22 protein-coding genes are annotated in these 25,846 nt (G+C 75.7%); 7 read left to right on the top strand and 15 right to left on the bottom strand.

The window, feature by feature from the left end; genetic code table 11:
• Positions 1 to 163: 163 nt before the first annotated feature.
• The 6 genes from nadE to ACWGB8_RS24400 all read right to left on the bottom strand — a co-directional run bounded on the left by nadE (position 164) and on the right by ACWGB8_RS24400 (position 4,282).
• The gene (nadE, locus tag ACWGB8_RS24425; protein ID WP_452215705.1) at positions 164 to 1,006 is read right to left on the bottom strand and encodes an ammonia-dependent NAD(+) synthetase; all 843 of its coding nucleotides are present in this window, start codon (positions 1,004 to 1,006) and stop codon (positions 164 to 166) included.
• A gap of 126 nt (positions 1,007 to 1,132) precedes the next feature.
• Complete coding sequence (locus tag ACWGB8_RS24420; protein WP_452215704.1) at positions 1,133 to 1,561, bottom strand: RNHCP domain-containing protein; 429 nt, start codon at positions 1,559 to 1,561, stop codon at positions 1,133 to 1,135.
• 26 nt (positions 1,562 to 1,587) lie between these two features.
• Positions 1,588 to 1,956 carry an RNHCP domain-containing protein gene (locus ACWGB8_RS24415; RefSeq protein WP_452215703.1) on the bottom strand — a complete coding sequence of 123 codons (369 nt, stop codon included), beginning with the start codon at positions 1,954 to 1,956 and terminating at the stop codon, positions 1,588 to 1,590.
• 392 nt (positions 1,957 to 2,348) lie between these two features.
• The gene (locus tag ACWGB8_RS24410; protein WP_452215702.1) at positions 2,349 to 2,792 is read right to left on the bottom strand and encodes an NTP pyrophosphohydrolase; all 444 of its coding nucleotides are present in this window, start codon (positions 2,790 to 2,792) and stop codon (positions 2,349 to 2,351) included.
• Positions 2,793 to 3,002: 210 nt separating this feature from the next.
• Positions 3,003 to 3,950 (bottom strand): hypothetical protein, encoded by a 948-nt coding sequence (locus ACWGB8_RS24405; RefSeq protein ID WP_452215701.1) that lies wholly within the window; start codon positions 3,948 to 3,950, stop codon positions 3,003 to 3,005.
• Positions 3,947 to 4,282 (bottom strand): PadR family transcriptional regulator, encoded by a 336-nt coding sequence (locus tag ACWGB8_RS24400; RefSeq protein WP_452215713.1) that lies wholly within the window; start codon positions 4,280 to 4,282, stop codon positions 3,947 to 3,949. The genes ACWGB8_RS24405 and ACWGB8_RS24400 overlap by 4 nt, the downstream gene beginning before the upstream one ends.
• Before the next feature lie 171 nt (positions 4,283 to 4,453).
• Between ACWGB8_RS24400 and ACWGB8_RS24395 the strand changes: the two genes are divergently transcribed.
• Positions 4,454 to 5,287 carry an alpha/beta fold hydrolase gene (locus ACWGB8_RS24395; protein ID WP_452215700.1) on the top strand — a complete coding sequence of 278 codons (834 nt, stop codon included), beginning with the start codon at positions 4,454 to 4,456 and terminating at the stop codon, positions 5,285 to 5,287.
• Between the two features lie 187 nt (positions 5,288 to 5,474).
• On the opposite strand, the gene ACWGB8_RS24390 is transcribed toward ACWGB8_RS24395, so the two are convergent.
• The 3 genes from ACWGB8_RS24390 to ACWGB8_RS24380 form a co-directional block, all read right to left on the bottom strand.
• Positions 5,475 to 6,701, bottom strand: a complete 1,227-nt coding sequence (locus tag ACWGB8_RS24390) for a serine hydrolase domain-containing protein (RefSeq protein ID WP_452215699.1) — start codon at positions 6,699 to 6,701, stop codon at positions 5,475 to 5,477.
• A 208-nt stretch (positions 6,702 to 6,909) separates the two neighbouring features.
• On the bottom strand, positions 6,910 to 7,845 hold the full coding sequence (locus tag ACWGB8_RS24385; protein ID WP_452215698.1) for a class I SAM-dependent methyltransferase: 936 nt from the start codon (positions 7,843 to 7,845) through the stop codon (positions 6,910 to 6,912).
• A complete protein-coding gene (locus tag ACWGB8_RS24380; protein WP_452215697.1) occupies positions 7,842 to 8,885 on the bottom strand; it encodes a saccharopine dehydrogenase family protein in 1,044 nt (347 codons plus the stop codon). The genes ACWGB8_RS24385 and ACWGB8_RS24380 overlap by 4 nt, the downstream gene beginning before the upstream one ends.
• Positions 8,886 to 8,950: 65 nt before the next feature.
• Here ACWGB8_RS24380 and ACWGB8_RS24375 point away from each other — a divergent pair, with 65 nt between their 5' ends.
• The gene (locus tag ACWGB8_RS24375; protein ID WP_452215696.1) at positions 8,951 to 9,586 is read left to right on the top strand and encodes a TetR/AcrR family transcriptional regulator; all 636 of its coding nucleotides are present in this window, start codon (positions 8,951 to 8,953) and stop codon (positions 9,584 to 9,586) included.
• A 99-nt stretch (positions 9,587 to 9,685) separates the two neighbouring features.
• Here the strand turns inward: ACWGB8_RS24375 and ACWGB8_RS24370 are convergent, their stop codons facing one another.
• From ACWGB8_RS24370 to ACWGB8_RS24345, 6 genes are all read right to left on the bottom strand, one after another.
• On the bottom strand, positions 9,686 to 10,132 hold the full coding sequence (locus ACWGB8_RS24370) for a hypothetical protein (RefSeq protein WP_452215695.1): 447 nt from the start codon (positions 10,130 to 10,132) through the stop codon (positions 9,686 to 9,688).
• Positions 10,133 to 10,327: 195 nt separating this feature from the next.
• The gene (locus tag ACWGB8_RS24365) at positions 10,328 to 11,836 is read right to left on the bottom strand and encodes a leucyl aminopeptidase (protein WP_452215694.1); all 1,509 of its coding nucleotides are present in this window, start codon (positions 11,834 to 11,836) and stop codon (positions 10,328 to 10,330) included.
• 29 nt (positions 11,837 to 11,865) lie between these two features.
• A complete protein-coding gene (locus tag ACWGB8_RS24360) occupies positions 11,866 to 14,298 on the bottom strand; it encodes a hypothetical protein (RefSeq protein WP_452215693.1) in 2,433 nt (810 codons plus the stop codon).
• A 455-nt stretch (positions 14,299 to 14,753) separates the two neighbouring features.
• Positions 14,754 to 15,875: an aminotransferase class V-fold PLP-dependent enzyme gene (locus tag ACWGB8_RS24355; protein ID WP_452215692.1), complete on the bottom strand. Its 1,122-nt coding sequence runs from the start codon at positions 15,873 to 15,875 to the stop codon at positions 14,754 to 14,756.
• A complete protein-coding gene (locus ACWGB8_RS24350) occupies positions 15,872 to 17,122 on the bottom strand; it encodes an MFS transporter (RefSeq protein ID WP_452215691.1) in 1,251 nt (416 codons plus the stop codon). The genes ACWGB8_RS24355 and ACWGB8_RS24350 overlap by 4 nt, the downstream gene beginning before the upstream one ends.
• A gap of 154 nt (positions 17,123 to 17,276) precedes the next feature.
• Positions 17,277 to 18,203, bottom strand: coding sequence for an NADP-dependent oxidoreductase (locus tag ACWGB8_RS24345; protein WP_452215690.1), 927 nt, complete (start codon positions 18,201 to 18,203; stop codon positions 17,277 to 17,279).
• A gap of 190 nt (positions 18,204 to 18,393) precedes the next feature.
• Between ACWGB8_RS24345 and ACWGB8_RS24340 the strand changes: the two genes are divergently transcribed.
• The 5 genes from ACWGB8_RS24340 (at position 18,394) to ACWGB8_RS24320 (ending at position 25,831) form a co-directional block, all read left to right on the top strand.
• Positions 18,394 to 18,921 (top strand): hypothetical protein, encoded by a 528-nt coding sequence (locus ACWGB8_RS24340; RefSeq protein WP_452215689.1) that lies wholly within the window; start codon positions 18,394 to 18,396, stop codon positions 18,919 to 18,921.
• On the top strand, positions 18,891 to 20,312 hold the full coding sequence (locus ACWGB8_RS24335; RefSeq protein ID WP_452215688.1) for a hypothetical protein: 1,422 nt from the start codon (positions 18,891 to 18,893) through the stop codon (positions 20,310 to 20,312). The genes ACWGB8_RS24340 and ACWGB8_RS24335 overlap by 31 nt, the downstream gene beginning before the upstream one ends.
• Positions 20,309 to 21,787, top strand: coding sequence for a VWA domain-containing protein (locus ACWGB8_RS24330; protein WP_452215687.1), 1,479 nt, complete (start codon positions 20,309 to 20,311; stop codon positions 21,785 to 21,787). The genes ACWGB8_RS24335 and ACWGB8_RS24330 overlap by 4 nt, the downstream gene beginning before the upstream one ends.
• 73 nt (positions 21,788 to 21,860) lie before the next feature.
• Positions 21,861 to 22,973, top strand: a complete 1,113-nt coding sequence (locus ACWGB8_RS24325) for an ATP-binding protein (RefSeq protein WP_452215686.1) — start codon at positions 21,861 to 21,863, stop codon at positions 22,971 to 22,973.
• Positions 22,970 to 25,831 (top strand): hypothetical protein, encoded by a 2,862-nt coding sequence (locus tag ACWGB8_RS24320; protein ID WP_452215685.1) that lies wholly within the window; start codon positions 22,970 to 22,972, stop codon positions 25,829 to 25,831. The genes ACWGB8_RS24325 and ACWGB8_RS24320 overlap by 4 nt, the downstream gene beginning before the upstream one ends.
• The last annotated feature ends 15 nt before the right edge of the window (positions 25,832 to 25,846 follow it).

Genomic DNA, 25,846 nt, shown 5'->3' with positions numbered 1-25,846 from the left:
AGCGGAACAGCGCGAGGGCCAGGACCAGTACGGGGTCAGGACCAGTACGGGGACAGGACCAGCACGGGGACAGGACCAGCACGGGGTCAGGAGCAGCACGAAGGGCCGGGACGGAGTGCGGTGCGCACCCCGTCCCGGGCCCCGTTCGCGCCTCAGCGCCGGGTCACTTCCGCCACCAGTCGTCCTGCGGGGTGGCCGGCACGGTCCGCTTGTGCCGGGTCGCGAGGTAGACCGACTCCAGCTTCTCCGCGACCTCGGGGGTGACGTCCGCACCCTCCAGGTATGCGTCGATCTCGCGGTACGTCAGGCCGAGCGCCACCTCGTCGGGCAGCGCGGGCCGGTCGTCCTCCAGGTCGGCGGTCGGCACCTTCTCCCAGACGCTCGGCGGCGCGCCCAGCTCCTGGAGCAGCGCGGCGCCCTGGCGCTTGGTGAGCCCGGTCAGCGGGGTGAGGTCGACGCCGCCGTCGCCGTACTTGGTGAAGAAGCCGGTGACGGCCTCGGCCGCGTGGTCGGTGCCGACCACGAGCAGGCCCAGCTGCCCGGCGACCGCGTACTGGATCACCATGCGCTCGCGGGCCTTGATGTTGCCGCGCACGAAGTCCCGCAGCCGGGGCTCCTCGCCCAGCAGCTCCCGCAGGCCCAGCGCCGCCTCGGCGCCGACGGCGTCCGCGCTCGGCTTCACGTTCACGGTGACCGAGCGGTCGGGCCGGATGAAGTCCAGGGCGATCTGTGCGTCGTGCTCGTCGGCCTGCACGCCGTAGGGCAGCCGCACCGCGACGAAGGTGGCCTCCTGGCCCTCCGCCCTCAGCTCCTCGACGGCGAGCTGGCACAGCCGGCCGGCCAGGGTGCTGTCCTGGCCGCCGCTGATGCCGAGGACGTAGCCCTTGGCCGGGGTCGAGCGCAGGTAGTCCTTGAGGAAGTCGACCCGCTGCCGGATTTCGGCCTTGGGTACGACGGTGGTCCTGACGCCGAGGTCGGCGAGAATCTGCTTCCGTAGGTTCGACACCCGGAAAGGGTACTGGCCGGAGCGCACCGGCCGGAATCCGGTGCCGCCGGGGCAGCGGGGCCCCGGTGGCCCGGCCGCCCCCCGGGACTTCCGAGGGCGGCCGGGCCGGCTCACCCGACACCGGAGCTAGAGCGCCAGCAGCAGCTGCCGGGCGACCGGGCCGCCGCCCCGCAGCGGCTGCACGGCCAGCCGGACCAGGGCGAGCGCGTTGTCGTCCCCGGCGATCCGGTTGGCGCTGAGCTCACCGCAGGACCGGCACTCGTGGATGATCATCCACTCGCCGTCCGGCCGGACCGACATGCCGAGCGGCTCCATCCGCCCGTGGCAGTCGGACGCCCGGTCGCCCGGGATCCGGCCGTCCACGTGCCGGCTGACCAGGCAGGTCGGGCAGTGGTTGCGGTGGGCGGTGCCGGGCGCCTGCAGCGGCACCTCCAGCCGGCAGCCGACGCACCGGAAGTCGTGCGCCCGGTGGCCGCCCTGCCCGTGCAGGACGTCCTTGCGCCGCTGGGGCCGCCCGGACCGGTCGCGCAGACCGCTGTTCTTGCGTCGTGGCATGGTTCCGCTCCCTCCTTCCGGGCCGGTCAGAGGGTGCCGAACGCTTCGAGCGGGAACGGTGGTTGGGCGAGCGGACGGACGGCCATCCGCATCAGGACGAGCTGGTTGTCGTCCGGGCAGGTCGGGTTGGAGGTCAGCTCGTCGCAGCGCACGCAGCGGTGGACGACCATCCAGTCCCCGGTCCTGAGGACGGCGATGGCGATCGGCGACATCCGGCCGTGGCAGTCGGACGTCCCGCCCTCGACGCGGTCGAGGACGTGCCGGGAGTGCAGGCAGGACGGGCAGTGGTTGCGCCGCGTCCGGTCGGGGGCGAGCACGGACACGGTGAGGCCGCACCAGGCACAGGTGAAGGTGTCGATGCTGCCGGCGGGGGAGGTGCTGTGGTGGTTGGACACCCGGATTGCTCCTTGCTGGGAATGGATCGGGACAGCAAGAGCAGGCCGAGCGGCCTCGACGGAGGACGGCCGTGCGGAAGGCTCGCGGCGGCGGGGCAGCACGCGGGCGGGCACGGACGGATCGGGGCGCCCGAAAGGCGCCCGTCCGGTCACGACCGCAGCCGGTACGACGGCTGCGGACCCGGACGGGGGTCAGGCGGTACGGCGAGGCGCGCTCGGCGCGACCCGGGGCATCAAACACTCGTTTCTAGGGCACGGAGGCCCGGAAGAGGGGAGAACGCGAAGGAGCCGTCACGCTAACAGCGCCGCCGCGACCCGGGCCACCGAATATCCGGCCCGCGCGATCCGGCCCGCCCGGTGGACGCCGCGGTCCAGGCGGACCGGTGCACGGTTCAGGCGGGCCGGACGGCGCGCGGGCCGACCACCTCGGCGCCCAGGGCGGTGACCCGGGCGCGGAGTCCGCGGTCCGCGGTGACGACCAGGCAGGCGCGCTCGGGATCGGCGGACCGGGCCGCGCCGACCAGGTCGACGATCCGGTCGTCGCCGCTCCCGGGGGCCTCGACCACCCGCACCCGCGGGACCCCGGCCACCCCCCGGGCGGCCCCCTCCACGACCAGGACCACCTCCAGCGGGCCGCCCTGCGACCAGCCCGGGGCGCGGTCCGCGTGCGGAGCCAGGCCGTGCTCCGCGGCGGGGACCAGGGCGTCCCGCAGCCGCTGCGCCGCACCCCGGCGGTCGCGCCACCAGCCGTCCGGCACCGAGCCCACCACGTTCGCGGCGTCCACCACCAGGAGCGGCACCCGCGGTGCGCCGCCGTCCACGCTGTCCGTACCCATGACCCGCAAGCCTGCCACGGGTACCGGCGCAGCACCCGGCTCCCGGCGCGGTCAGCGGTCAGCGGTCGGTCGCGCGAGTCGGCGGCGGGGCGGCAGAAGTCGACGCTGTACGAGGCCGCTGGCTCGGGCCTCCCTTGTGCGGACCGGAATCGGGCGGGTCCGGGAGGCGCGCGGGGCGGCGGGGGCCGGTGCCGCTCCGCGCGCCCGGGGTCAGCTGCGCCGCAGGCCCGGGCGGGCCGTGGTGCGGCGGGCGGCCCACAGGGCACCGCGGGCGGTCAGGTAGCCGAGGGTGAACGGCACGGCCAGCCACAGCAGTGAGGTGCCCGGGGTGTAGCGGCCGACGGCGGCGAAGGCGAGGACGGGCGGTGCGGCCAGTACCACCGCCACCAGGGCCGCACTGCCCGCGCCGGACGTGGTGCCGGCGACGGCGGCGCCGAGCACGATCGGGGCCGCGATCAGTACGGGGCTCCCGGCGCCGGCGGTGGCCATCAGGATCGCGTCGGGTACGACGAACGAGGCGACGGCCGCCCAGAGTACGGCGGGCCGGGGCCGCGCGAGGTCGGGCGGGGCGAGCAGCAGGACCAGGGAGTTGAGGGCGATCAGCCCCAACTCGCCACCGCCCAGGTCGAAGTAGGGCGAACCCGCGGTGCCCCCCAACAGCCCGGTGGCGGCGAGCAGCAGGTACAACGGGCTCGCCGCCACGGTGGCGAGGGCGAGGGCGCGCGTTCCCGACCACCGTCCAAACAGGGCCGCCAGGGCGGCGAGGGTCGCCGGGACGAGCACCAGGGCCACCGAGAGCAGCGGACCCGCGGTCGGAGCGGTGTCGGGGGTGACGAGCCAGGGGTCGGCCGCCTCGTCGGCCGCCGCCCACAGGAGGGTCGCCGCGAACGTGCCGGTCAGCAGCGCGGCGAGCGGGGCCGCCGCCCCGAACGCCCGCCCCAGCGGCCGGTGCGGGACCAGCCCGATCCGGACCCGGGCCGCGTGTCCGGCGACGTCCGCGACCTCGCGGAGCCCGGCGAGCGGGCCCGCCGCGGCGATGCGGCGTTCGGCGTGGTCGGCGATCTCGGCCACCGCGCCGGGGCCGTAGGAGGCCGGGTAGAGGGCGAGGGCCCGCCGGAGCAGCCGGGCGTGGGCGGAGTCCTGCGTCGGGGCGGTCATGCGGTACCTCCTGCGGTGGGACGGATCCGGGGCGCGGCCAGGCGCCGGTCGGCCTCGCGGAGCGCGCTGCGCATCCGTTCGGCCTCGCCCCGCAGGGCGTCGGTGCCCTCGGGGGTGAGGGCGAACACCCGCCGGGGGCGGCCGTCCACCGTCTCCTCGCGCTCGATCCGGATCGAGCCCTCGGCGAGCAGCCGGTCGAGGGTGCCGTACAGGGTGCCGGCGCCGAGCCGGACCCGGCCGCCGGAGATCGCGGTGACCTCCTCGCCGAGCGCGTAGCCGTGCCGGGGCCGGTCCGCGAGGGCGGTGAGGAGGAGGAAGGTTGGCTCCTGCATGGAGCGTCTGTTCGTCACGCCGACCACCATAGTACGGTCACCGTAGTGTCGGGCAAGGTCCTGCTGACACGGGCTCAGATCCCGTGCGGTGCACCGGCCCGCTGCTGCGCAGGTCGGCGTCCGGCGGCGCCCGGATTGCCCTGAACCGCCGTCAGCGGAGAGGATCGGTCCATGCCAACCTTCTCCGCCCCCGACGGCACCCGGCTGACGTACCACCGCAGCGGCGCCGGCGCCCCGCTGATCTGCCTGCCCGGCGGCCCGATGCGCGCCTCCGCCTACCTCGGCGAGCTCGGAGGCCTGGCCGCCCACCGCACCCTGTACCGCCTCGACCTGCGCGGCACCGGCGACTCCGCCGTGCCGACCGACCCCGAGAGCTACCGCTGCGACCGCCAGGTCGGCGACGTCGAGGCCCTCCGCGCGGAGCTCGGACCGGAGCGGGTGGACCTGCTGGCGCACTCCGCCGCCGCCGATCTGGCCGTGCTGTACGCCGCCCGGTACCCGGAGCGGATCGGGCGGCTGCTGCTGGTCACCCCGGCCGCCGCCGCGCTGGACGTCCCGTTCACCGTGGAGGACCGCACCGGGGCCGCCGCGCTGCTGGCCGACGAGCCCTGGTACCCGGCGGCCGCGGCCGCGCTGGAGGCCACCACGCGCGGGGTCTTCGACTTCGACGCCTTCGCCCCGCTGATCTACGGCCGGTGGGGCACGGCCGAGCAGGAGCACGTCGCCGAGCGGGCCGCCCAGCTCCACCTCGAAGCCGCGCAGCACTACTACCGGGACGGGGCCTTCGACCCCGCCGCCACCCGGGCCGCGCTGGCCGCCCTCGACGCGCCGGTGCTGGTACTGGCCGGCGAGTACGACGGCGGGCCGACCCCGGCCCGGGCCGCCGAGATCGCCGCCGCCTTCCCGAAGGGCGAGTACGCGGTGCTGCCCGGCACCGGCCACTTCCCGTGGATCGGCGAGGCGGGCCCGTTCCTGGCCGCCGCCCGGGAATTCCTGGACCGCTGAGCCGGCGGACTGGCACCATCGGAGGCAATGACCCCCTCCTACGACGCCCTGCTGGGCCTCAGCGTGGGCGACTCCTTCGGCGCCCGCGGAGCGGCCCGGCCGGCACGACGCCTGGTACCGGTACACCCGGGAGGGCGTGCGGGGTCCACGCCCCGGGGGTCGGTGGGCCGGGGGCCGTGGGCGCCCGTCAGCTCGCCGGTTCCGCGGTGCGGGCGCCGCAGGCCGCCGTGTCGACCAGGGCGTCGAGGGTCTCGCCGGTCGCCGCCGTCAGGTGGTACGGGTTGAGCGACACCGCGAGCTGCCGGTGCCCGTCCGCCGTGCCCATCACCACCGTCCCGTACCCGGGGATCCCGCCCGTGAGCCCCCAGAACTCCCCGCACGGGGTGGTGTAGCGGGCCAGCCCGAGGCCGTACGTCCCGGCCTCGCCGGCGTCGGTCTGCTGCTTCATCGCGGCCAGTTGCGCCGGGCGCAGCAGGCGGCCGTCGAGCAGCGCCTGGTTGAAGCGCACCAGGTCGCGGGTGGTGGAGATGCCGGCGCCCGCCGGGCCGAACGCGGACGGGTTCAGCAGCGTCACATCGGCGGCACCGGAGGGCCGTTCCTGGTAGCCGCGGGCGTGCGGGCCGGGGATGAACGGCGAGGTGACGGGCATGGAGGTGTCGTGCAGGCCCAGCGGCTGCACGATCCGGCGCTCGACCTCCGCCACCCAGGTGCGGCCGGTGACCCGTTCGATGATCATGCCGAGCAGGACGTAGTTGGTGTTGGAGTACCCCCAGGTCCCCGGGTTCCGCGCGGGTCGGGCGGTGGCGATCCGGACCACGTCGACCGGCCGGTAGGTCGTCCAGCGGCCGACGGCCAGCCAGCGGTCGAGGTCCTCCTCGGCGGCGCCGAACCGGGGGTCGTCGGTGAAGTTGTAGAGGCCGCTGGTGTGGTTCAGCAGGTGCCGGACCGTGATCGCGGCTCCGTTCGGGACGAGCCCCGGCAGGTGTCGCTCCACCGGGTCGTCCAGGCCGAGCCGCTGTTCGCCGACGAGTTGGAGCACTACGGTCGCGGCGAAGGTCTTCGTCACGCTGCCGATCCGGAACCGGGCGTTCTCCGGCACCGGTGCGCCGGTCACCCGGTCGGCGACCCCGGCGGCCCCGCGGAAGGCGGTCCGGCCGTCCTGCCGGACCTCCACCTGTACGGCCGAGGAGCCGCCCGGCCCGACCACCGCGTCCAGGGCCCGGCGCAGTGCCGCGGGGTCGGTCGCGGTGCTCCCGTGCCCGGTGGTGCTGTTCGGTCCGGCGGGCGCGGCCGTCGCGGCCGTGGGCGCCAGGCCGGCCAGCAGTCCCGCGCCGGCGAGTGCGACGACGGCCATGCGGCGGGCGAGCCCGCGGGTGCGGCGGGGTGCGGCGGGGCGGGTTGCGGTGTCGGTCATGGTCGGTCCCTCCCGAGTGCGCCGGACGTCTTCCGGCTGCCTCCACTCTCCGGGCACCGCCGCCCCCGGCACGTCCGCCCACGGTCGGGACCGCCTCCCCCTGCGGGGCGGACCGTGCCTCGTGCCTGGGAAGGATCCGGTGGGCCGGGACGGGGGAGCGGCACCGGGGCCGGGCGGTGGGGCGAGGGCCGGGCGCGGTTGCGGGCGGTCAGGTCCGGGCGAGCAGCAGCAGGTACGGGGCGTCGAGGGCGAGGCCGCCGTCGGTGGCCCGGTTCGCGGTCCGGAAGAGGTCGGCGAGGTCGGCGCGGGCCTCCTCCCACCGGCCGGCGGCCCGGAGGGCGGCGCGGTGGGCGCGCAGGGGTCCGGGCTTGTGCTCGAAGACGCGGACGGCGTGCTCGACCGAGGGGTAGCGGATCCGAACGTGGCGGAGCCGGGTCTCCACGGCGACTCCGTGGGGCGCGAACCAGGCGTGCAGCCGGTCGGGTTCGCCCCAGCGGGTCGGCGGCGGGTCGGTCGGCGGGCGGTCCAGGTGGCGCAGGACGGTGGGCGCGATCCGGCCCATGGTGCCGGCGGGCGTCCAGGAGGCCACGGCGAGCAGGCCGCCGGGGCGGCAGACCCGGACCAGTTCGGCTGCCGCGCGCGGCGGGTCGGGGGCGAACATCACGCCGAAGGTGGAGAGGACGAGGTCGAAGGAGCCCGGGGGGAGGGGCAGGGCCAGGGCGTCCCCGGCGACGAACCGGGTGCGGGACGCGAGGCCGGCTGCCCGGGCCCGGTGCGCGGCGGTGCGGAGCAGGCCCGGTTCCAGGTCGACGCCGAGCACCCGGGCGCCGGCCCGGGCCGCGGCGAGGGAGGCCGGACCGGAGCCGGTGCCCACGTCGAGCACCCGTGGTGCGGCGCGGGACGGGTCGCGCCCGAGGGCGGCCAGGGCTTCGGCGGCCACCGCGTCGGCGGCGTGCGCCCAGGCGTCGCCGGCGGCGGTGTAGTCGCCGCCCCGCCACTCCCCGGCCCGCGGGTCAGGGGCCGGCCCACGGCCGCGGGGCCGCCCGGCACCGGGCCCCTCCGTGTTCTGCCGTTCGCCATCCGGCCGAGCGTCCTCCGGCCACCTCCCGTCCCTGCGGTGCCCGTCCGGCGCGGCCCCGGTCACCTCCCGGCCCGTCCGACCGGGTGGAGGGTGACCCCGTGGGCGTCGAGCCGTTCCGGCAGGTCGGCGAACGCGGGCAGCTGCTCCAGGTGGTGGACCCCGGCGGGTAGCCCGGCGGTGAGCAGTTCGCGGGCGGCGTACGCGGCGACCAGGCCGGTGACGCGGCTCTGCCGGTGGCCGGTGACGGCGTACGCGCTGTGCCGTTCGCCGCGGTGGGCGTCGACCCGGACGGCGAAGCCGTCGCCGCCGAGGTGGACGCGGCCGAAGGCGCCGGTGAGCAGCCGCCGCAGTGCGGGGCGCCGGTCGGTGCGCAGCAGGCCGGTGCGGCGCAGGGCGAAGAGCGCGCCGGTGAGCGGGCGGGAGTCCAGGCACAGGCGGGTGGTCGCGTGCGGGACGCCGAGGGTGCGGCGCAGGGTGTGCTGGTCGGAGAACGGGAACGGGTGGGCGGTCCGGGCGCCGTACCCGGGCAGGGCGGTGCGCAGCGGGCGGGCGCCGCCGGTGGGCTCGCCGAGTCCGGCGACCGTCCAGCGGACGGCGTCGGTGCCGTGCCGCTCGCCGGAGCCGAGGAGCACGGTGATGTCGAGCCGTTCGGCGCCGCCGACCTCCCGGTGGGCGCGGTGGGCGAGCAGGTTGGTCAGCCCGGGGGCGACGCCGACGCTGAGCAGGGCGGTGGCGCCGGTCCCGGCCGCGACCGGGGCGAGGTCCTCGACGCCCGCCAGGAGGCGGCGGTCGGCGCCGATGTCGACGAGGTGGATGCCGCGTTCGAGGCAGAGGCGGGCGAGGCCGGTGTCGGCGGGTTCGACGCAGAGCACGACGGCGGCGATGTCGCCCAACTCGTCCAGGGTGGTGCGGAAGCCGTCCGGATCGCCTGTGTCGACGCGTACCCCGCCGAGTCGGCGGGCCCGTTCGGCGTCGCGCCCGCCGGGGACGACCCGCCCGGGCAGCCAGCCGCGGAGGGTGTCGGTGACCGTGCTGCCGACGGCGCCGTAGCCGCCGACGACGAGGACCCGCCCGGCGGCGCCGCCGGATTTCACTGTAGTCATACTCCAGTGATTACACTGTAGTGACACTACAGTCAAAGGCTCCGACCCGACCGAGGCAGGTACCCGTGCCCGCACCCGAGACCCGCGCGGCGAAGGCCCTGCGCACCCGCCGCCGCATGCTGGACGCCGCCGGCCGCCTGTTCGCCGAGCGCGGCTGGACCGGGACCACCGTCGAGGACATCGCCCGCGCCGCCGACGTGGGCGTCCAGACCGTGTACTTCACGTTCGGCACCAAGCGGGCCGTCCTGAAGGAGGTGCTGGACGCCGCGATCGCCGGGGACACCGACCCGGTGGCCACCCTCGACCGCGGCTGGGCCCGCGAGCTGCTCGCCGAACCCGACCCGGCCGCCCAGCTCGCGCAGCAGGCGGCCGGCGCCCGCGGCATCCTGGAGCGCGCGGCGCCCGTGCTGGAGGTCCTGCAGGCCGCAGCCGCCTCCGACCCCGCCCTCGCCGAGCTGCGCCGGACCAACCTGGAGCAGCGCCACGCCGTCCAACTGCGATTCGCGGAGGCGCTGGTGGCCAAGGTCGGCGCGGCGGGCGGCAGCCTGCGGGACGGCCACGACGCCGCCTCGGCCGCCGACGTCGCGCTGACCGTCCTCGGCCCGGAGGCCTACACCCTGCTGGTCACCGTCCGGGGCTGGGAGCCCGCGCGCTGGGAGCGGTGGGCCGCCGACGCGCTGGTGCGGCAGCTGCTGCCCTGAGCCGGCGCCGCCGTTGAGCCGGTCCCGCCGTTGAGCCGGTCCCGCCGCTGAGCCGGTCCCGCCGCTGAGCCGGCCGCGCTCTTGCGGCGGGGGGCGGCGTCAGAGACCGTTGACGATGCGCCAGGCGACCCGTTTGCGGGCGGCGCCGCCGAGCGCCAGGTGCAGGGCGTCCTCGACCAGGGCGACCTGCTCGCGCACCGCCCTGGCCCACGCCTGCTCGCGGACGTACGCGTCGATGATCTCGACGGACTCGCTGCGCCGCATCCGGCCGGCCAGGGCCGTGCGCAGCGCCTTCAACCCCGCCTGCATGGCGAGGATCTCCGCGTCCAGGTAGAGGCGGAGCATGCACGCCAGTTCCACGGGATTGCGGTGGAAGACCTGCTCGTGCCGCCAGCGCGCCGGGGCGAGGTCGAACAGCCAGTCCTTGGCGGAGGACTCGAATCCTTCGGAGCCGGGGCGGCGGACCGCCCCGGGCCAGCGCTCGGCGGCGGGCGCACGCGTGGGGCGCGGTGGCGGAACGCGGTCGGAGGACTCCGGGATGGCCATGGCTCATCACCCCTCGTGTGCCGGGGAACGGGGCCGGGAGCCGTGAACCCTTCGGGTGGCTCGGGTGCGACGAGTTTCACCGCGGCCGTTCGCCCCTGTCAAGGCTCGGCCGGCGGCCCCGCGGACGGTTTCGCCCGGTGGCGCCCCGTGCCTCCCCGCCCCGGGGACGCGCTGCACCGCGCCCGGCGGAACCGCTCAGCCGTCCTTCCCGCCCCAGGCGGTGAGGAGTTCGAGCAGCGTGCGGACCCCGGTGCCGGTGCCGCCGGCCACCCATTCGCCCTGGTCGGAGTCGCTCAGCGCGGTGCCCTGGAGGTCCAGGTGCGCCCAGGGGGTGCCGGCCGGGACGAACTCGCGCAGGAAGAGCCCGGCGAGCAGCGCGGTGCCGTGCCGGGTGCCGAGCGTGTAGTTGACCAGATCGGCGACCCGGGAGTGCAGTTGCGGCCGGTACGCCTCGGGCAGCGGCAGCGGCCACACCGGCTCGCCGGCCCGGGTGCCCGCGCTGCGCAGCCGGTCGAGCAGGGCGTCGTCGGTGCCCATCACGGCGGTGATCCGGCGGCCGAGGGCGATCGCCGCCGCGTCGGTGAGGGTGGCGAGGTCGACGATCGCGTCGGGCCGGGTCTCGCCGGCCAGGGCGAGGGCGTCGGCCATGATCAGCCGTCCTTCGGCGTCGCCGTGGCAGATCTCCACGGTGGTGCCGTTGCGCATGGTCAGGACGTCGCCGACGCGGATCGGGTCGGCGTTGGGCATGTTCTCGGTCAGCGGCAGCCAGGCGTCCACGGCGACCGGGCAGTCGAGCGCGCCGAGGGCCGACATCGCGCCGAGGACGGCGGCGGCGCCCGCCATGTCGGCTTTCATGCCCGCCATATGGGCGTTGGCCTTGAGCGAGAGGCCGCCGGCGTCGAAGGTGACGCCCTTGCCGACCAGGGCGATCCGGTGCGTCCAGCGGGCCGGGCGGTGGCCGAGCCGCACCAGCCGGGGCGGGACGAGGGAGCCGCGGGCGACGCCGAGCAGGCCGCCGAGCCGTTCGGCGGCGATCCGGGGCGCGTCCCAGACCTCGCACTCCAGGCCGTGGGCGGCGGCGACCTCGGCGGCCCGGTCGGCGAAGGCGGGCGGGGTGAGTGCCTCGCCGGGCTCGTTGACCAGGTCGCGGGCCAGCAGGACGGCCTCGGCCGTCCGGGCGCCCCGGGCGAGGTTGTGCCGGGCCTCCGGGGTGTCCGGGGCGACCAGCTCGATCCGCTGGTCGGGCGGCTCGGCGGGGGCGGAGCGGTAGCGGGTGAAGCGGTAGCCGCCGAGCAGGTAGCCCTCGACCAGCAGGCCCGGGTCGAGCGGTCCGGCCGGGTCGGAACCTGGACCGGTGTCGGACCCGGAACCGGACCCGGAACCGGGGCCCGGCTCCGGCGGCAGGACGGCGAGCGAGCGGTACCCGGTGGCGGCCCGGGCCAGGTGGGCCGCCGCCGTCCGGACCGCGTCGCGGTCGGCGTGCGGCCGGGGCCCGACGCCGAGCAGCACGGTCACCGGCGTGCCGGGCAGGTGGAGGACCTGGCCCACCTCGCCGCGGAAGCCGGTGCCCGCCAGGAACGCGGCGGACAGCCCGGCCGGCGCCTCGCCCGCCCGGACCGGGCGCACCACGGCCTCGACATCGGCCCCGACACCGTTTCCGCCCCCGGGGGACGCCCCCGGCCGCAGCCGCCACTCCACCGCCATCGCCCGCTCCCGCGTTCGTTCCCGGCCGCTCAGCCGGCGGACTGCCGGGCCACCCGGCGGGCGGCCCCCCAGGCCTCCAGCCCGGTCAGGTACGCGCGCGCCAACCCGGCCATCCCGCCCGCCGGACCGACGCTGCCCGTGCCGTCCCCGCCACCCGTGCCGTCCCCCTCGCCGAGGTCCCCGCTCGTCGTGCCGTCCCCGTCCGGGCCGCCGCCGCTCACCGCCGCCCAGCCGCGGGCGGCCGAGACCGCGTACGGGTCGAGCCGCAGCGCCTGGAGGTAGCAGTCCTCGGCGAGGACGGGCAGGCCGGCCTGCCGGAAGCACTCGGCGGCGGCGGCGTACCCGAGTGCGGTGGAGACCGGTCCGAGCCGGGCGGTGCGCAGGTAGCTGTCGGCGGCCTCGCGGTGCCGGCCGCGCCGCAGCAGGCTCTCCGCGACCTCGATGTGCGTCTTGGGCTCGTACGGGTCGAGGGCCAGGGCTTCGGCGACGAGTCGGTCCCCGCGGTCGTCCTCGTCGAAGGCGTAGCACTCCTTGGAGCGGCTCTCCACGCAGGCCCGCAGGTTCTCGCGCTTCAGGAACTCCTGGTAGGGGCCCTCGGCCGGGACGGCGCGGGCGAGTTCCTCGGCGCGGTCCATGTCGTCGGCGAGCCGGGAGCGGTCCTTGCGCATGAACGGCACGAAGCTGACGCTGCGGTAGAAGCGGCTCTCCAGCATGGCCTTCTCGAACGGCGAGTAGCCGTCGTCGGCGAGGAGTTCGGCCAGGGCGTCGGCGCCGACGGCCCGCCACCGCTCAGCCTCCTCGACCGAGCGGGTCTCGCGGGCGTGGAACACCACGGCGAACACCGCGATGACGAACCGCAGATGGGTCGGGCAGGCCGGGTGCGCGGCGATCGCGAAGGAGGTGTCGGGGGTGGCGACCCGGGTGCCGACGGCGGCCACGTACCGGACCAGGTCGCGCCAGTGGTGCAGCCGCAGTTCGGCGGGGGTGCGCAGTTCCTCGACGGGGACGGCGGGGATGAGCTCCAGGACGAGCCGGGCGAAGCCGATCCGGTAGAGCACCACGCCGACCCGGTGCCGCTGTTCGGTGTCCAGGGTGTCGAAGTCAGATACCCAGGTGCACAGTTGCTCCCAGCGCGGGGTGCGCAGCCGGGCGGGCAGGTCGGCGGGGTGGGCGACCGCGAACTCGGTGAGGCCGGACTCGCGGATCAGGTTGCCCCGGAAGGCGGGCGGCATCAGGCGCTGCCAGTTGACGTCCGGGCGCTCCCCGCGCTCGGCGAACTCGTAGGCCAGGTTGGGCAGGTCGGCGTAGAGGCCGGGCGATTCGGAGGTGCCCAGGTTGAAGTACGCGCCGTACATCCGGTAGTGCCAGTTGTTGGCGTACGGGCGCTCGGGCTCGCGGGTGGCGGCGCGTTCGACCAGCTCGGCGAGCGGCTCGTCGCCGTCGCGACGGCAGGTGTCGACCAGGGCCTCGCGGGTGGCGCGGGCGCGCGGTGCGGCCCGGAAGGCGCGTTCGTCCAGGACCCGGGCGAACTCGGTGTGGCCGAGTTCGCGGGCGCTGCGGGCGGCCCGCAGCAGGGCGAAGGCGGTGCCGTAGGGGCCGAGCCGGGCGGCGTGCAGGTAGCCGGCCAGGGCCTGTTCGTGGTCGCCGGCGCGTTCGTGGGCCTGGGCGGCCTGCATCCGGATCTTCACATCGGTGGGGTCGAGGGCGAGGCCCTCGGCGAGGGCGGCCCGTTCGGTCGCGGTGTCGCCGAGCCGGACGGCCATCTCCAGGTGCCGGTCGAGCAGTCGGCGCCGGGTCTCCAGGAGGACGAGCGCGTCGTCCGGGTCGGGTGCGGTGAGGTCGGCGACGGCGTCCCGGACGTCGCTGAGCAGGGCCCGGGCGCCGGTGAAGTCCTGCTGCCGTTCGGCGTGCATGACCTCGCGCAGGGCCAGCCGGGCGGTGAGCACGGCGTGCTCGAAGGGGGTGAGTTCGTCGGTGAGGGCCTTGAGCAGGTCGCGGGCCCGGGCCAGCAGCAGCGGGGCGGCGGAGTCGTCGCCGGCGTGCCGGGCGAGCAGGTAGCCCCAGCCGGCGACGGCCTGGACGTGGGCGACGGTGGGCGCGGGGTGGTCGACCAGCGGCCGGTACGCGGCGGCGGTGCGTTCGGAGAGGCCCTCGGTGCTGAAGAGGGCGACCGCCCGGGCGGCCTGGAGTCCGGCCGTCACGGCGTCCCGGCAGGCGGCCGGGTCGAGGTCGGCGGGGGCGATCCGCAGGACGGCGGAGTGCAGGCAGGTGGCGACGAGCCAGTGGGCGAGGCCGGCCCGGTCGATTGGGTCGAGTTCCTCGTGCCGCCGGTACGCCGCGGCCAGTCGGCGCCAGGCGGGGGAGGCGAGCTCCTCGGGCAGGTCGGTCGGCTCGGCGGCCCGGTAGGCGGTCAGCCGGGATTCCTCGACGAGGAGTCGGCGAAAACTCGACGGCATGGTCATGCCAAATCTCAGCGCGTTCGGAGAGCGCTGCTCGAAACGCCGCGCGGCGAGAATGGAAGAACGCGCCTGAATGGCCGTCCCCGGTGATTCCGCGCCGTCGAACCAGGGCCGGTGGACCTCGAAGGTCAACCAGCTCGGTGCGTTCACGCCGACGATTCCGCGACTGAATTGCCACCGGTTCACTCGGCATTCACCCCCCATATTCCGGAATGCGGAGGCATGCCCCGCAGCGCTACCGTGCCGCGGGGCATGCCGGTGAACTCGACGATCAGGTCGCGTCGTCCAGCAGGCAGGTCCAGCAGTCGGCCGCACCGGTGCTGATCTCGACCTCGTCCTCCAGCGATTCCCACGTCTCGTAGGCCATGGCGGAACTCCTCTCATTCGGCGAATCCGCCCGAATATTCGGGCGGGCGGAGCGAGCTGAGCGTTATTCTCGGCGCGTCGGCGGGAGGCCGTCAAGACTTTCGCACACCGAGTTCGAACAGAATCGCCGCGACTTCTTCATCAGTCGTCCAAAAATGCGGGGAGACCCGGACCAGGCCGTCCGGCGCGGATACCTGGATTCCGTCGGCGGCCAGCTGCTCGACGATCTGCAGGCTCGGCCGGTCCGGATCGGTGAAGCTGACGATCCCGGACGCCGCGGCCGGGTCCGGGGGCGCGGCCGGGCGGTACCCGAGGGCGGCGACGCCGGTCCGCAGCCGGTCGGCCAGGGCGAGCACCCGCGCGCCGACGGCGGCGATCCCGACCTCCTCCAGCTCGGCCAGCGCGGCGGCCAGCCCGGCCATGCCGACCAGGTCGTACATGCCGCCCTCGACGCGCGCGGTGCCGGGCTTCTCGGGCAGGTCGTAGCGCAGCCGTCCGGGCAGTCCGCCGGTCACCTCGGCGGCGCCCTGGTAGCCGAACCAGCCGGTGGGCGTGGTGCGCAGCAGCTCCAGCCGGTCGGCCCGGCAGTAGAACAGCCCGGTGCCGGGCGGCCCGCCGAGCCACTTGTGGGCGCCGGCGGCGAGGAAGTCCACCGGGGTCGCGGCGAGCGACAGCGGCAGCGCGCCGAGGCTCTGCACCGCGTCCACGCACACCAGGGCGCCGGCCCGGGCGGCGAGTGCGCAGACCGCGTCCAGGTCGATCCGGAAGCCGGTGGCGAAGTTGACGTGGCTGACCGCGACCAGCCGGGTGCCCGGCCGGATCGCCGCGGCCAGGTCCGCCGCCCGGTGGCCGCCGCCGCGCATCGGCACCAGGTCCAGCTCGACGCCGTGGCGCCGCAGGCGCTGCCAGGGGCGGACGTTGGCGGGGAAGTCCCGGTCGAACAGCACGATCCGGTCACCCGGCCGCCAGTCCAGGCCGTCGGCGACCAGGTGGATGCCGCTGGAGGTGTTCGGGACGAACGCGAGCTCCTCCGGGGCGCAGTCGAGCAGCCGGGCGGCGGAGCGCCGCGCGGCGTTCCGGGCGCCGAACAGCCGGCCCACCTCGCCGCTCCCGTACGGCAGGACCTCGTCCAGGGCAGTGCGCATGGCGGCGAGCGCGGGCGGGCGGAGCCGGCCGAAGCCGGCGTGGTCCAGGTAGGCGCGGGGGGCGCTCACGGGGCCGCCGGGGCCGGTTGGCGGGTGCGCAGGGCCCGGGCGGCGGTGACCGCCATCCAGCCGGCCACCAGCATCGGGACGCCGTGCAGCAGCAGCACCCAGGGGGCCACCCAGGACGGCTGCAGCACCACGCTGGTCACCAGCAGGCCGGACATGAAGCCGGCGTTCACCACGATCTGGGAGAGCCCGAAGGCCCGTCCGCGCCGCTCGTCGGGCAGTCGCTGCAGGGACTGCTTGTAGGTGATCTCGCTCAGCGCGTCGCCGACCCCGGCCGCGGCCGCCGCCAGCAGTCGCGGCCACCAGCCGTCCAGCCAGAACACCCCGATGAAGCCGAGCGACATCAGCACGGTCGCCAGGCAGTACACCAGGGCGGGCGCCCGGTCGACGACCCGTTTGGCCAGCGGGCGCAGGACGAAACTGGCCAGCAGCAGGCCGGCGGCCCAGCCCGCCCACACCGCACCGGAGACCGCGGCCGGTTCGTCCGGGCGCAGCTCGCTGCCGAGGATCGGCAGGCCGACGTGCTGGGAGGAGGAGCCGAAGGCGTCGAGCCCGCGCAGCGCCACCAGGCCGGCCACGCCGGCGGCGACCAGCACCGGCCAGCCGGCCGGTCCGCCGGCGGTGCGGGCGGCCTTCCCGCCCTCCTCGCGCATCCGCATCCGCAGGGCGAGCAGCACGGCGGCGGAGAGGGTGTAGCTGACCGCGTCCAGGGCGAAGACGCCGCGGTAGCCGACCAGCGGGAGTACCACGGTGGACAGGCCCATGCCGACCAGGAAGGCGACGCCCTTGAGGCCGGCCAGCACGCTGTTGACGGTCTGCGTGAGCGGTCCGGCCAGGACGGGGGTCGCCGCCGAGAGGGTGGCCTCGAAGACCGACCGGCCGGCGCCGACCAGCAGTACCGCGGGGTACAGCCACCAGCCCTGCGCCCCGGTGGGCAGCAGGGCGAGCATCGCCAGGACGACCGCGCGGACCAGGTCGGCGCCGATCATCACCCGGCGGCGGTCCCAGCGGTCGCCGTAGCGGTGCCCGAGCCGGCCGCCGGCGATGGCCCCCGCGTACAGCGCGACGCTCACCAGTCCGGTGGACAGGGCGGATCCGCTGCGCTCCCAGACGAAGACGGACAGGCAGATGAAGTCGAGCGCGTAGCCGATGTCCGAGACCGCCTTGGCGCCCAGGAACACCACCAGTTGGCCGCGGCCGGCGGAGGCTGTGCCGTCCGGGGTCCGCGTGCCGGTCACCACGGAGCCCATGACGTGTCCGCCTCCCGGTCCGCTGAAGTCCTGTCATGATTCACCGACCGGACCGGCCCCGACAAGGGGGTGGATCAAGGGAATTGGCGGTGCGTCAGGGAGCGGCCGGTCCCGGCCCGCGCACCCCGTGGGGCGGCGGGCCGGAAGGCGCCGGTCAGGGCACGGTCACGACGATCTTGCCGCGGGTGTGGCCGGCCGCGTTGAGGCGCTGGGCCTCGGCCGCCCGCTCCAGCGGGAAGGTCGCGGCGACCTCGACGGTGAGCCGGCCCTCGTCCGCGAGGTCGGCGAGCGCGGTCAGGTCGGCGCTGTCCGGGCGGACGAACACGTAGCGGCCGCCCAGCGCGAGCACGGCGCCGTCGGCCACCGAGGCGAGCCGACCGCCCTCGGCGAGCAGCGCGGGCGACAGCTGCAGGGCGTCGCCGCCGATCAGGTCGAGCACCGCGTCCACGCCCTCGGGGGCGAGCACCCGCACCCGCTCGGCCAGGCCCTCGCCGTACGCCACGGGCTCGGCGCCGAGGCCGCGCAGGAAGTCGTGGTTGCGCTCGCTCGCGGTGCCGATCACCCGGGCGCCCAGCGCGACGGCGATCTGGACGGCGAGCGAGCCGACCCCGCCGGCCGCGGCGTGCACCAGGACCGTCTCGCCGGGCTTGACCTCCAGGGCGCGGGTGAGCGCCTGGAAGGCGGTGAGGCCGGCCAGCGGCAGCCCGGCGGCCTGGGCGAAGTCGAGCTCGGCGGGCTTGCGGGCCAGGGTGCGGACGGGCGCGGCCACGTACTCGGCGAAGGTGCCGCGGCGGACCATGTCCTCGCGGACGTACCCGATCACCTCGTCGCCGGGGGCGAACTCGGTGACGCCGACGCCGACCTGCTCGACGACCCCGGCAAGGTCCCAGCCCGGGACGACCGGGAAGACGACGTCCAGCACGCCGTCCAGGTAGCCCGCCTGGATCTTCCAGTCGACCGGGTTCACCGAAGCGGCCGCGACTCGGACCAGGACGGAGTCGGGGCCGAGCTTGGGGTCGGGCACGTCCCCGTAGGCGAGGACGTCCGGTCCGCCGTAGCTGCGGTAGGTGATGGCCTTCATGGTCGCGCTCCTGAACGAGAAGTTTTCACATGCTCGATGGTTGAGGTCCTCAAGCAATATGAAAGACGGTAGACCTGAACAATTGAGGATGTCAAGCAATTCGGGACGGCCCCGGCCGGCCGCCCGCTGTCAGTGATCACCAGTAGGTTCTTCCCCATGGCCGGAGCACCGCTCCGGCACGAAGCCCCCCATGACCATTGGAGAAGGTGTGTCCCTGCCTGCCTGGGAACAGGCGAGCACGGCCCGGGTGATCCCACCCGCGAGGCCGCGCAAGCTCGCCAAGGTTCCCTTCGTCGAACTGGCCGACGGACGCCTGCAGGGCGTCGTGTCCAGCGGTTCGGACATCGGCCGCGTCTACGTCTCGTCGATCGCCGCCGGCACGTACGCCTTCGCCTGCAGCACCAACAACAACCGGCCCTGCGGCGGCGCGCACGGCGGCTTCTGCAAGCACCTCGCCTCGCTCGTCGACGAGGCCGTCCTGCAGTACGGCGCCGAGCGGGTCGCCCGCTACCTGCGGGTCGACACCGCGACCCCCGGGCCCGCCGCCGCCGAGCTCACCCGCACCATGGCCGCCACCCGCCCCGCCAAGGCCGACGCCTCGGCCGCCGCGGGCGTCTTCAGCCGCTTCCTGCGCCACCTCGCCTACCTGGAGCTCGCCCCCACCACCGACCCGCTGCCCGACCTCCAGTGGTTCCCGCCCACCAGGGCGGTGGCGTGATGCGCACCGACCTGCTCACCGACCCGATAGCCGGCCTCGACGAGGCCCTCGCCGCCGTCGACGCCTTCGACCGCGCCCTCGTCGGCGGCCTGGTGCGGCCCCAGCCCGCCCAGGCGGCCGGCCTCGAAGCCCTCGCCGACGCCGTCGCCGGCTCCCCGCTGGCCGCGCGCGTCGCCGACGCGGCCGACCGGGCGGCAGCCGGCACGGCCGTGGAGGACGACCTCCTGGCCCTCGCCGCCGCCCGCGCCGCCCTGCTCGGCGCCGTCCACGACGCGCTCACCGAGCGCATCCAGGAGGCCGCCGGCCGCACCCGTGCCGAGGAGACCGCCGGCGCCCCCGCCGAGGCGGCCGGCGCGGCCAACGTGCTCGCCGCCGCCCGCGCCTGGCTCGCCGACCTGGCCCGCGCCGGCTGGCAGGGCATCGACCACGACCTGGTCGGCGCCGCCGCCCCGATCGTCTCCGCGCTGCTCCCCGAACCGCCGCTGCGCCGCCTCGCCGCCCTCCTGGACGGCTTCGCCGCCGAACTCGCCGCCTGCTGCCCCGGCACCGCGCTGGAGCGCATCCCGCTACGCCGCTGGGCCGACCTGTGGTCCCGCGCGGTGCTGCTCACCCGGCCCGGCGCCCTCGCCCCCGCCCCCGTCGGCACCGCCACCGGACGGCTGCTGCCGCTCGGCGTCGACCTGCACGAGCACGCCACCGCCGCCCAGGCCCAGGTGCACGCCGTCCTCGAACCCGCCGACGGCAGCGCGCCCCGCCTGGTGCGCGCCTCCGTCTCGGTGCCCAAGCCCGACACCGTGCTCGGCGCGGGCGTCTGGCAGCTGCTGCGCCCGCACCTGTCGCTGCTGGCCGCCGCCGGCGAGGGCCGCTCGATGGACCTGGCGGACATGCCGGTCACCGTCGGCGGCGACCTGCTCTGGGACGAGGCGCACGCCCGCCCCGGCGCGCCGGCAGACCCCTTCGCCACCGCGCGGGTCGCCCTGGCCGGCGCCACCGCACCGGCCGTCCCCGCCCTGGAACGGCACCCGGTGCGCATCGCGGAGCCCGTCCTCCTGGAGGGCTACGCCGTGGAGACCGAGGACGGCGTGCTCGCCCTCACCCTCGCCGGGCACCGGATCACCGTCGACACCGACCGCATCCCCGCGGCCGGGCCGCTCACCCCGGAGGCCGTCGCCGCCTCCACCGCCTGCATCGGCCTGCTGCGCTGGGACGCCGGCGCGTTCAGCCTCCAGCCGCTCGCCGTGGAGGCCACCGTCAAGCGCCGCACCGTCGCCCTGCACGCCGGGGCCTGGGCCGGCGGCACCGACGACAAGGTCGGCGCCAAGGGCGAGAAGGCCGCCACCGACGCCGTCCAGGTGCTGCGCGAGCGCGCCGGGAAGCTGCTGCGGACATGACCCACCCCGCCGACCCCACCGCACCGGCCGCAGACCCCACCGCACCGGCCGCAGACCCCGCCGCACCGGCCGCCGACGCCACGCCCCCGGCCGTCCACGGCCCGGACGCCGACGCCAACCGCCGGCAGGCCCTCTACTGGCGCCTCCTCGCCCGCCTCTTCGACCCCGAGGAGCAGCCCGCCCTGGAGTCCGCGAGCCTGGCCGTCGTCGAGGACATCGGCCTGCCCGCCGGCCTGCTGGACCCGCAGACCTCCATCGACTCGATCGTCCAGCGCCACCCGGAACTGGCCGCCGAGTTCGACGGCCTGATGGCACCCGAGCCCGAGCCGGACGGCGCCCGCGACCGCTCCGCCGAGGTCCGCCGCGCCGCCCTGGCCGCCAAGGTCCTGCTCAACACCTACGCCACCGGCACCGGCACCGTCTCCGCCGAGCAGCTCTCCCGGTGGCAGGCCGACGCCGGCTGGCTGGAGCGCGCCCTCGGCTGCCGCCCCGGCGAACTGCGCTCCGGCCGCCCCGGCGCGCGCCCCACTGCCGGCACCGGCCCCGGCGGGCACCGCGGCAACCCCGACCTGTCCGCCCTGCTCCCGCAGATCGGGCCCGACCTGGCGAACCTCGAAGCCGACCTGGTCAAGCGCATGCACCTGCGCGAAGTCCTGGCCGACCCGCAGCTCGCCGCCCGGCTCACCCCCAGCATGTCGCTGATCGAACAGCTGCTGCGGGACAAGAACAACCTCTCCGGCGTCGCGCTCGCCAACGCCAAGGCCCTCATCCGGCGCTTCGTCGACGAGGTCGCCGAGGTGCTGCGCACCCAGGTCGAGAAGGCGACGGTCGGTCAGCTCGACCGCTCCGTCCCGCCCAAGCGGGTCTTCCGCAACCTCGACCTCGACCGCACCATCTGGAAGAACCTCACCAACTGGAGCCCGGAGGAGGAGCGGCTCTACGTCGACCGCCTCTACTACCGGCACACCGTCCGCAAGACCACTCCGCAGCGCCTGATCGTGGTCGTCGACCAGTCCGGCTCGATGGTCGACTCCATGGTCAACTGCACCATCCTGGCCTCGATCTTCGCCGGCCTGCCCAAGGTGGACGTCCACCTGATCGCGTACGACACCCGGGCGGTCGACCTCACGCCGTGGGTGCAGGACCCCTTCGAGACGCTGCTGCGCACCAACCTCGGCGGCGGCACCGACGGCACCGTCGCGATGGCCCTCGCCCAGCCGAAGATCGCCGAACCCGGCAACACCGTGGTGGTGTGGATCTCCGACTTCTACGAGTGGCGCAGCGAGGAGCTGTTCGCACAGATGGCCGCCGTGCACCGCTCCGGGGCGAAGTTCATCCCGGTCGGCTCGGTCACCAGCGCCGGCCGCGGCAGCGTCAACCCGTGGTTCCGCGAACGCTTCAAGGACCAGGGCACCCCGGTGATCTCCGGCCACATCCGCAAGCTCGTCCACGAGCTCAAGAACTTCCTCACCTGACCGCGGGAGCCGGCGCCCGGCGCCGCCCCGCCCCGACACCTCCGCACCCGCACCCGCCCAGAAAGGCGACCCGATGTCCGACCTGCTCCGCGCCCCCGCCGAGATCAAGTACGCCGAGGAGCTCGACTGGCTGGAGTCGATCGACGACAGCCCCAAGCCCTTCACCTGGCGCCTGTCGCCGAAGATGATCCGGCTGTTCGTCCTCGGCTCGGAGCGCGCCGACGGCCTCGACCGGGAGGTCCGGCAGAAGTGGTTCGGCGACCGCTCGATCGTCGAGCGCGCCATCGTCACCCTGGCCTCCGACCGCGGCCTGCTGCTCATCGGCGACCCCGGCACCGGCAAGAGCTGGCTGGCCGAGTTGCTGGCCGCCGCGATCAGCCGCAACTCCACCCTGGTCGTCCAGGGCACCGCGGGCACCACCGAGGACCACATCAAGTACGCGTGGAACGTGTCCATGGTGATCGCCAAGGGCCAGTCCCGGGAGTCCATGATCCCGTCGCCGATCATGACCGCGATGGAGTCCGGCGCCATCGGCCGCTTCGAGGAGCTGACCCGCTCCACCAGCGACGTCCAGGACGCGCTGATCTCGATCCTCTCCGAGAAGTACATCTCGGTGCCCGAACTCGACTCCGACGGCATCGTGTTCGCCAAGCCCGGCTTCTCGGTCATCGCCACCGCCAACAGCCGCGACCGCGGCGTCAACGACCTCTCCTCCGCCCTGAAGCGCCGGTTCAACTTCGTCCGCATCCCGGTCGTCACCGACCGGAAGAGCGAGGCGGAGATCGTCCGCTTCCGCACCGGGGAGCTGCTCCGCCGGCACGCCATCGACCTGGACGTCCCGCCCACCCTGCTGGACGTGCTGCTGCAGTCCTTCGCCGACCTGCGGGCCTCCTCCGCCGCGGCCGGCAGCGACGACGAGAAGCTGGAGTCCGCCCTCTCCACCGCCGAGCAGATCGGCGTCCTGGAGGACGCGATCCTGCACGGCAACTTCTTCGGCGAGCGCACCCTCACCGCCCGCACCCTCGCCTCCTCGCTGGTCGGCTCGCTCGCCCGCCGCGACCCGGAGGACCTCGCCATCCTCAACAAGTACCTGCACGGCGTCGTCGAGCCGCGCAGCAAGGAGGAGGGCGGCGACTGGCCCGAGTTCCTCGACGGCGGCCGCGACACGATCGCCACCCTCGCATGAGCGCCGTCCAGCCCGCCGCGGCGCCGGAACGGGCCGGCGCCGCCCGGCCCGACGGGGCCTTCGGCTCCCTGCGCACCCAGCTCCAGGAGGCCGCCGCCCGGTTCGCCGGCGGCCCGGACGCCCTGGAGGGCATCCTGCTCGGCCTGGTCGACGACGTCGACCGCGCCGTCCGCGAGCCGCTGGAGATCTTCCCGGTCTGCCACCACTCGCCCGCCTCGGCGACCGCGATGGCCCGCCGGCTGCGCGAGAAGCAGCCCAGGGTGGTGTACCTGGAGCTCTGCGAGGACATGCAGCCGCTGCTCACCGAGCTGCGCAACTGCCGGCTCCCGGTGGCCGTCCAGGCGTTCGCCAGCGAGATCGACGGCTTCCCCGCGGACTGGGCCCCGCTGTCGGTCGTCGCCCCCGTCACCGAGGCGTCCGCCGAGTACCAGGCCATCGCGTACGCCCTGGAGACCCCGGGGGTCGAACTCGTCCTGGTCGACCGCTCCTCGGACCACGTCTTCCAGTGGCAGCCGCGCGACACCCCCGCCGCCGACCCCGCCGACCCGGACGCGCCGCCCGCCGCCGAGGAGGCCGCGCTGCACGGCGACGCGGTCGGCGTCGAGATCGGCGACCTGCGCCCGCGCTTCGCCGAACTGGAAGAGCACCTGCTGCGCCACGGCCGGGTGCGGCACTGGTCGGAGTGGTGGCACCAGTACGTCGAGACGCCGCTCGGCGACGCCGACCACGACACCTACCGGCAGGTCATGCTGCTGATCGGCAGCCTCTTCCGGCGGCTGGCGCCCGGCGACCCGCACCGGGTCACGGTGGACGAGGACCGCGAGCGCTACATGTGGACCAGGATGCGCGATCACCTGGCCGCCACCGGCACCGACCCCGCGGACTGCCTCTACGTCTGCGGCGCCTTCCACGCGGCCAGCCGGGTCGCGGAGTTCGGCGTCCACGGTGCCGACACCTACACCGTCGGCCCGCGCACCGGCACCACCTGGCGGTACGGCCTGATCCCCTCCAGCCATGCCGCGATCGAGGCGCAGTTCGGCCTGGCCGCGGGCTCGGTGTCGATCGCCGCAACGGTCTGGGCCAAGAACCTCAAGCGCACCGGCGTCCAGCCCTACCGGCTGGCCGGCCAGGTCGGCGCCAAGAAGACCGCGGCGAAGAAGACCGCGACGGGGAGGTCCGCGGCGAAGAAGGCCGCCGCCCCCGCGCCCGACCGGCAGGAGCCGGCGGCCGGCGGAGACCGGCTCTCCGGCTTCCTGCAGCAGCCGCCCGTCCTCGACCGCCTTGACGAGGCCGAACTGCTCGGCTGGTCGGTGGAGATCGTGCGCTCCGCCCGCCGCCACGGCTACCTGGCCTCCACCGCCGACGCCATCGCCGTGTTCGAGACGTCCATCCTGCTCGCCGGGATGCGCGACCGGGCCAAGCCCACGCCGTACGACTTCCAGGACGCGGCCGTCACCTGCATCGAGAAGGACACCGTGCCCGGCCGGCGCGACGTCCGCCGCCTCGTCGAGAGCCTGATGGGCGGCGACCGGATCGGCCAGGTCGGCTACGAGTCCCTGCCGCCGCTCGCCCGCGACGTGCACGACCGGCTCGCCCCGCTCGGCCTCGACCTGGAGAAGCGGGGTGTCAAACGGGCCCTGCTGGACATCGCCTCCCGGCCCGAGCTGGAGCAGTGCAGCGACGTGCTGTGGATGCTGCGCCACCTGCTCCCGGCCGGCGCCGCCCGCCCGATCATGGGCGCACGCACCCTCGGCGAGCGCTCCATCCAGGAGTCCTGGGACCTCGCGCTCGGCACCCACCAGCGGGCGCTGATCGAGCTCGGCTACGAGGGCGTCAGCCTCGAACAGGTCCTGGAGCAGCGGCTGCGCCGCGAGGCCCACGACCCCCGGGCCACCGCGGCCGTCGTCCTGCGCACCGTCGAGGACGCCACGCTGCTGCTGCGCAGCCGCCGGCTCGCCGACGAACTCGGCACCCGGGCCCTGGAGGCGCTCGCCACCGAGCGCAGCGTCGACAGCGCCCCCGAGGTGCTCCGCAGGGTCCGCCGGCTGCTCGCGCACTACCGCACCAGCGAGCCCGAGCTGCCGTCCTGGATCGAGGAGTTCGCCAAGACCGGCTACGCGCACTACTGCACCCTGCTGCCGACGGCGTTCGCCGACGAGACGGCGACCGTGCGCCAGGTCGCGGCGATGCTCGGGTTCCTGTTCAGCATGGAGGGCCTGGCGCTCTCCCTCGGCTGCGACCGTACCCAGCTGGAGCTGGCCGTCGCGCAGTCCCACCCCGACGACCCGGCGAAGACCGCACTGCTCTGGGCGGCGCAGGTGCAGCTCGGCCGGCTCACCCGGGCCGACCTGCGCAGCCGCTGCGACGACCTGCTCGGCAACCCGCTCGTGCTGCCCGCCTACCCCCGCTACCTCAGCGGTCTGCTGCACTCGCTGGAACCGGTGCCGGCGCTGACCGACTTCGTCGTCGAGGCGGTCTCCAACGCCTTCGCCCGGCTCCCCGACCCGGTGCTGCTGCCGTGGCTGCCCACCCTGATCGGCACGCTGCGCACCGACGGCGCGGAGCTCGCCCCGCTGCTGATCCGCGAGGCCGGACGGATCGTCCCCGGCCGCCTGGACGCGCTGGACTCCTGGGTACCGCCGTGGCTGGCCGCCCCCGCGCCGGCCGCGGCCGGGGCCCGTCGCTCAGGCCCGGCGGGCAGCGCCCTGCTGGCCGCGCACCCGGCGAGCTGCGACGCGCTCGCCGAACTGCTCGGCTGCACGGAGCCCTGGCGGTCCGCGGCACCGGCGGGAGCCGCCCTGCTCGGCCGGCACCCGGCCGCGGCCCTCGCCCTGGAGCAGCTGCTGGCCGCCGGCTGAGCCCCGGGCCGGGGC

The organism is Kitasatospora sp. NPDC054939 (assembly GCF_053610105.1).
Note: the sequence above shows the minus strand (reverse complement) of the source record. Positions and strands in the feature narration are given on the sequence as shown.

Excerpts from the sequence above, each read along its gene's own strand:
- ACWGB8_RS24365 (WP_452215694.1), bottom strand. The coding sequence starts at position 11,836 with ATGGCGGTGGAGTGGCGGCTGCGGCCGGGGGCGTCCCCCGGGGGCGGA.
- ACWGB8_RS24380 (WP_452215697.1), bottom strand. The coding sequence starts at position 8,885 with ATGACTACAGTGAAATCCGGCGGCGCCGCCGGGCGGGTCCTCGTCGTC.
- ACWGB8_RS24405 (WP_452215701.1), bottom strand. The coding sequence starts at position 3,950 with ATGACCGCCCCGACGCAGGACTCCGCCCACGCCCGGCTGCTCCGGCGG.
- ACWGB8_RS24350 (WP_452215691.1), bottom strand. The coding sequence starts at position 17,122 with ATGGGCTCCGTGGTGACCGGCACGCGGACCCCGGACGGCACAGCCTCC.
- ACWGB8_RS24345 (WP_452215690.1), bottom strand. The coding sequence starts at position 18,203 with ATGAAGGCCATCACCTACCGCAGCTACGGCGGACCGGACGTCCTCGCC.
- ACWGB8_RS24390 (WP_452215699.1), bottom strand. The coding sequence starts at position 6,701 with ATGACCGACACCGCAACCCGCCCCGCCGCACCCCGCCGCACCCGCGGG.
- ACWGB8_RS24340 (WP_452215689.1), top strand. The coding sequence starts at position 18,394 with ATGACCATTGGAGAAGGTGTGTCCCTGCCTGCCTGGGAACAGGCGAGC.
- ACWGB8_RS24410 (WP_452215702.1), bottom strand. The coding sequence starts at position 2,792 with ATGGGTACGGACAGCGTGGACGGCGGCGCACCGCGGGTGCCGCTCCTG.
- ACWGB8_RS24370 (WP_452215695.1), bottom strand. The coding sequence starts at position 10,132 with ATGGCCATCCCGGAGTCCTCCGACCGCGTTCCGCCACCGCGCCCCACG.
- ACWGB8_RS24360 (WP_452215693.1), bottom strand. The coding sequence starts at position 14,298 with ATGACCATGCCGTCGAGTTTTCGCCGACTCCTCGTCGAGGAATCCCGG.
- ACWGB8_RS24400 (WP_452215713.1), bottom strand. The coding sequence starts at position 4,282 with ATGCAGGAGCCAACCTTCCTCCTCCTCACCGCCCTCGCGGACCGGCCC.
- ACWGB8_RS24330 (WP_452215687.1), top strand. The coding sequence starts at position 20,309 with ATGACCCACCCCGCCGACCCCACCGCACCGGCCGCAGACCCCACCGCA.
- ACWGB8_RS24325 (WP_452215686.1), top strand. The coding sequence starts at position 21,861 with ATGTCCGACCTGCTCCGCGCCCCCGCCGAGATCAAGTACGCCGAGGAG.
- ACWGB8_RS24320 (WP_452215685.1), top strand. The coding sequence starts at position 22,970 with ATGAGCGCCGTCCAGCCCGCCGCGGCGCCGGAACGGGCCGGCGCCGCC.
- ACWGB8_RS24395 (WP_452215700.1), top strand. The coding sequence starts at position 4,454 with ATGCCAACCTTCTCCGCCCCCGACGGCACCCGGCTGACGTACCACCGC.
- ACWGB8_RS24420 (WP_452215704.1), bottom strand. The coding sequence starts at position 1,561 with ATGCCACGACGCAAGAACAGCGGTCTGCGCGACCGGTCCGGGCGGCCC.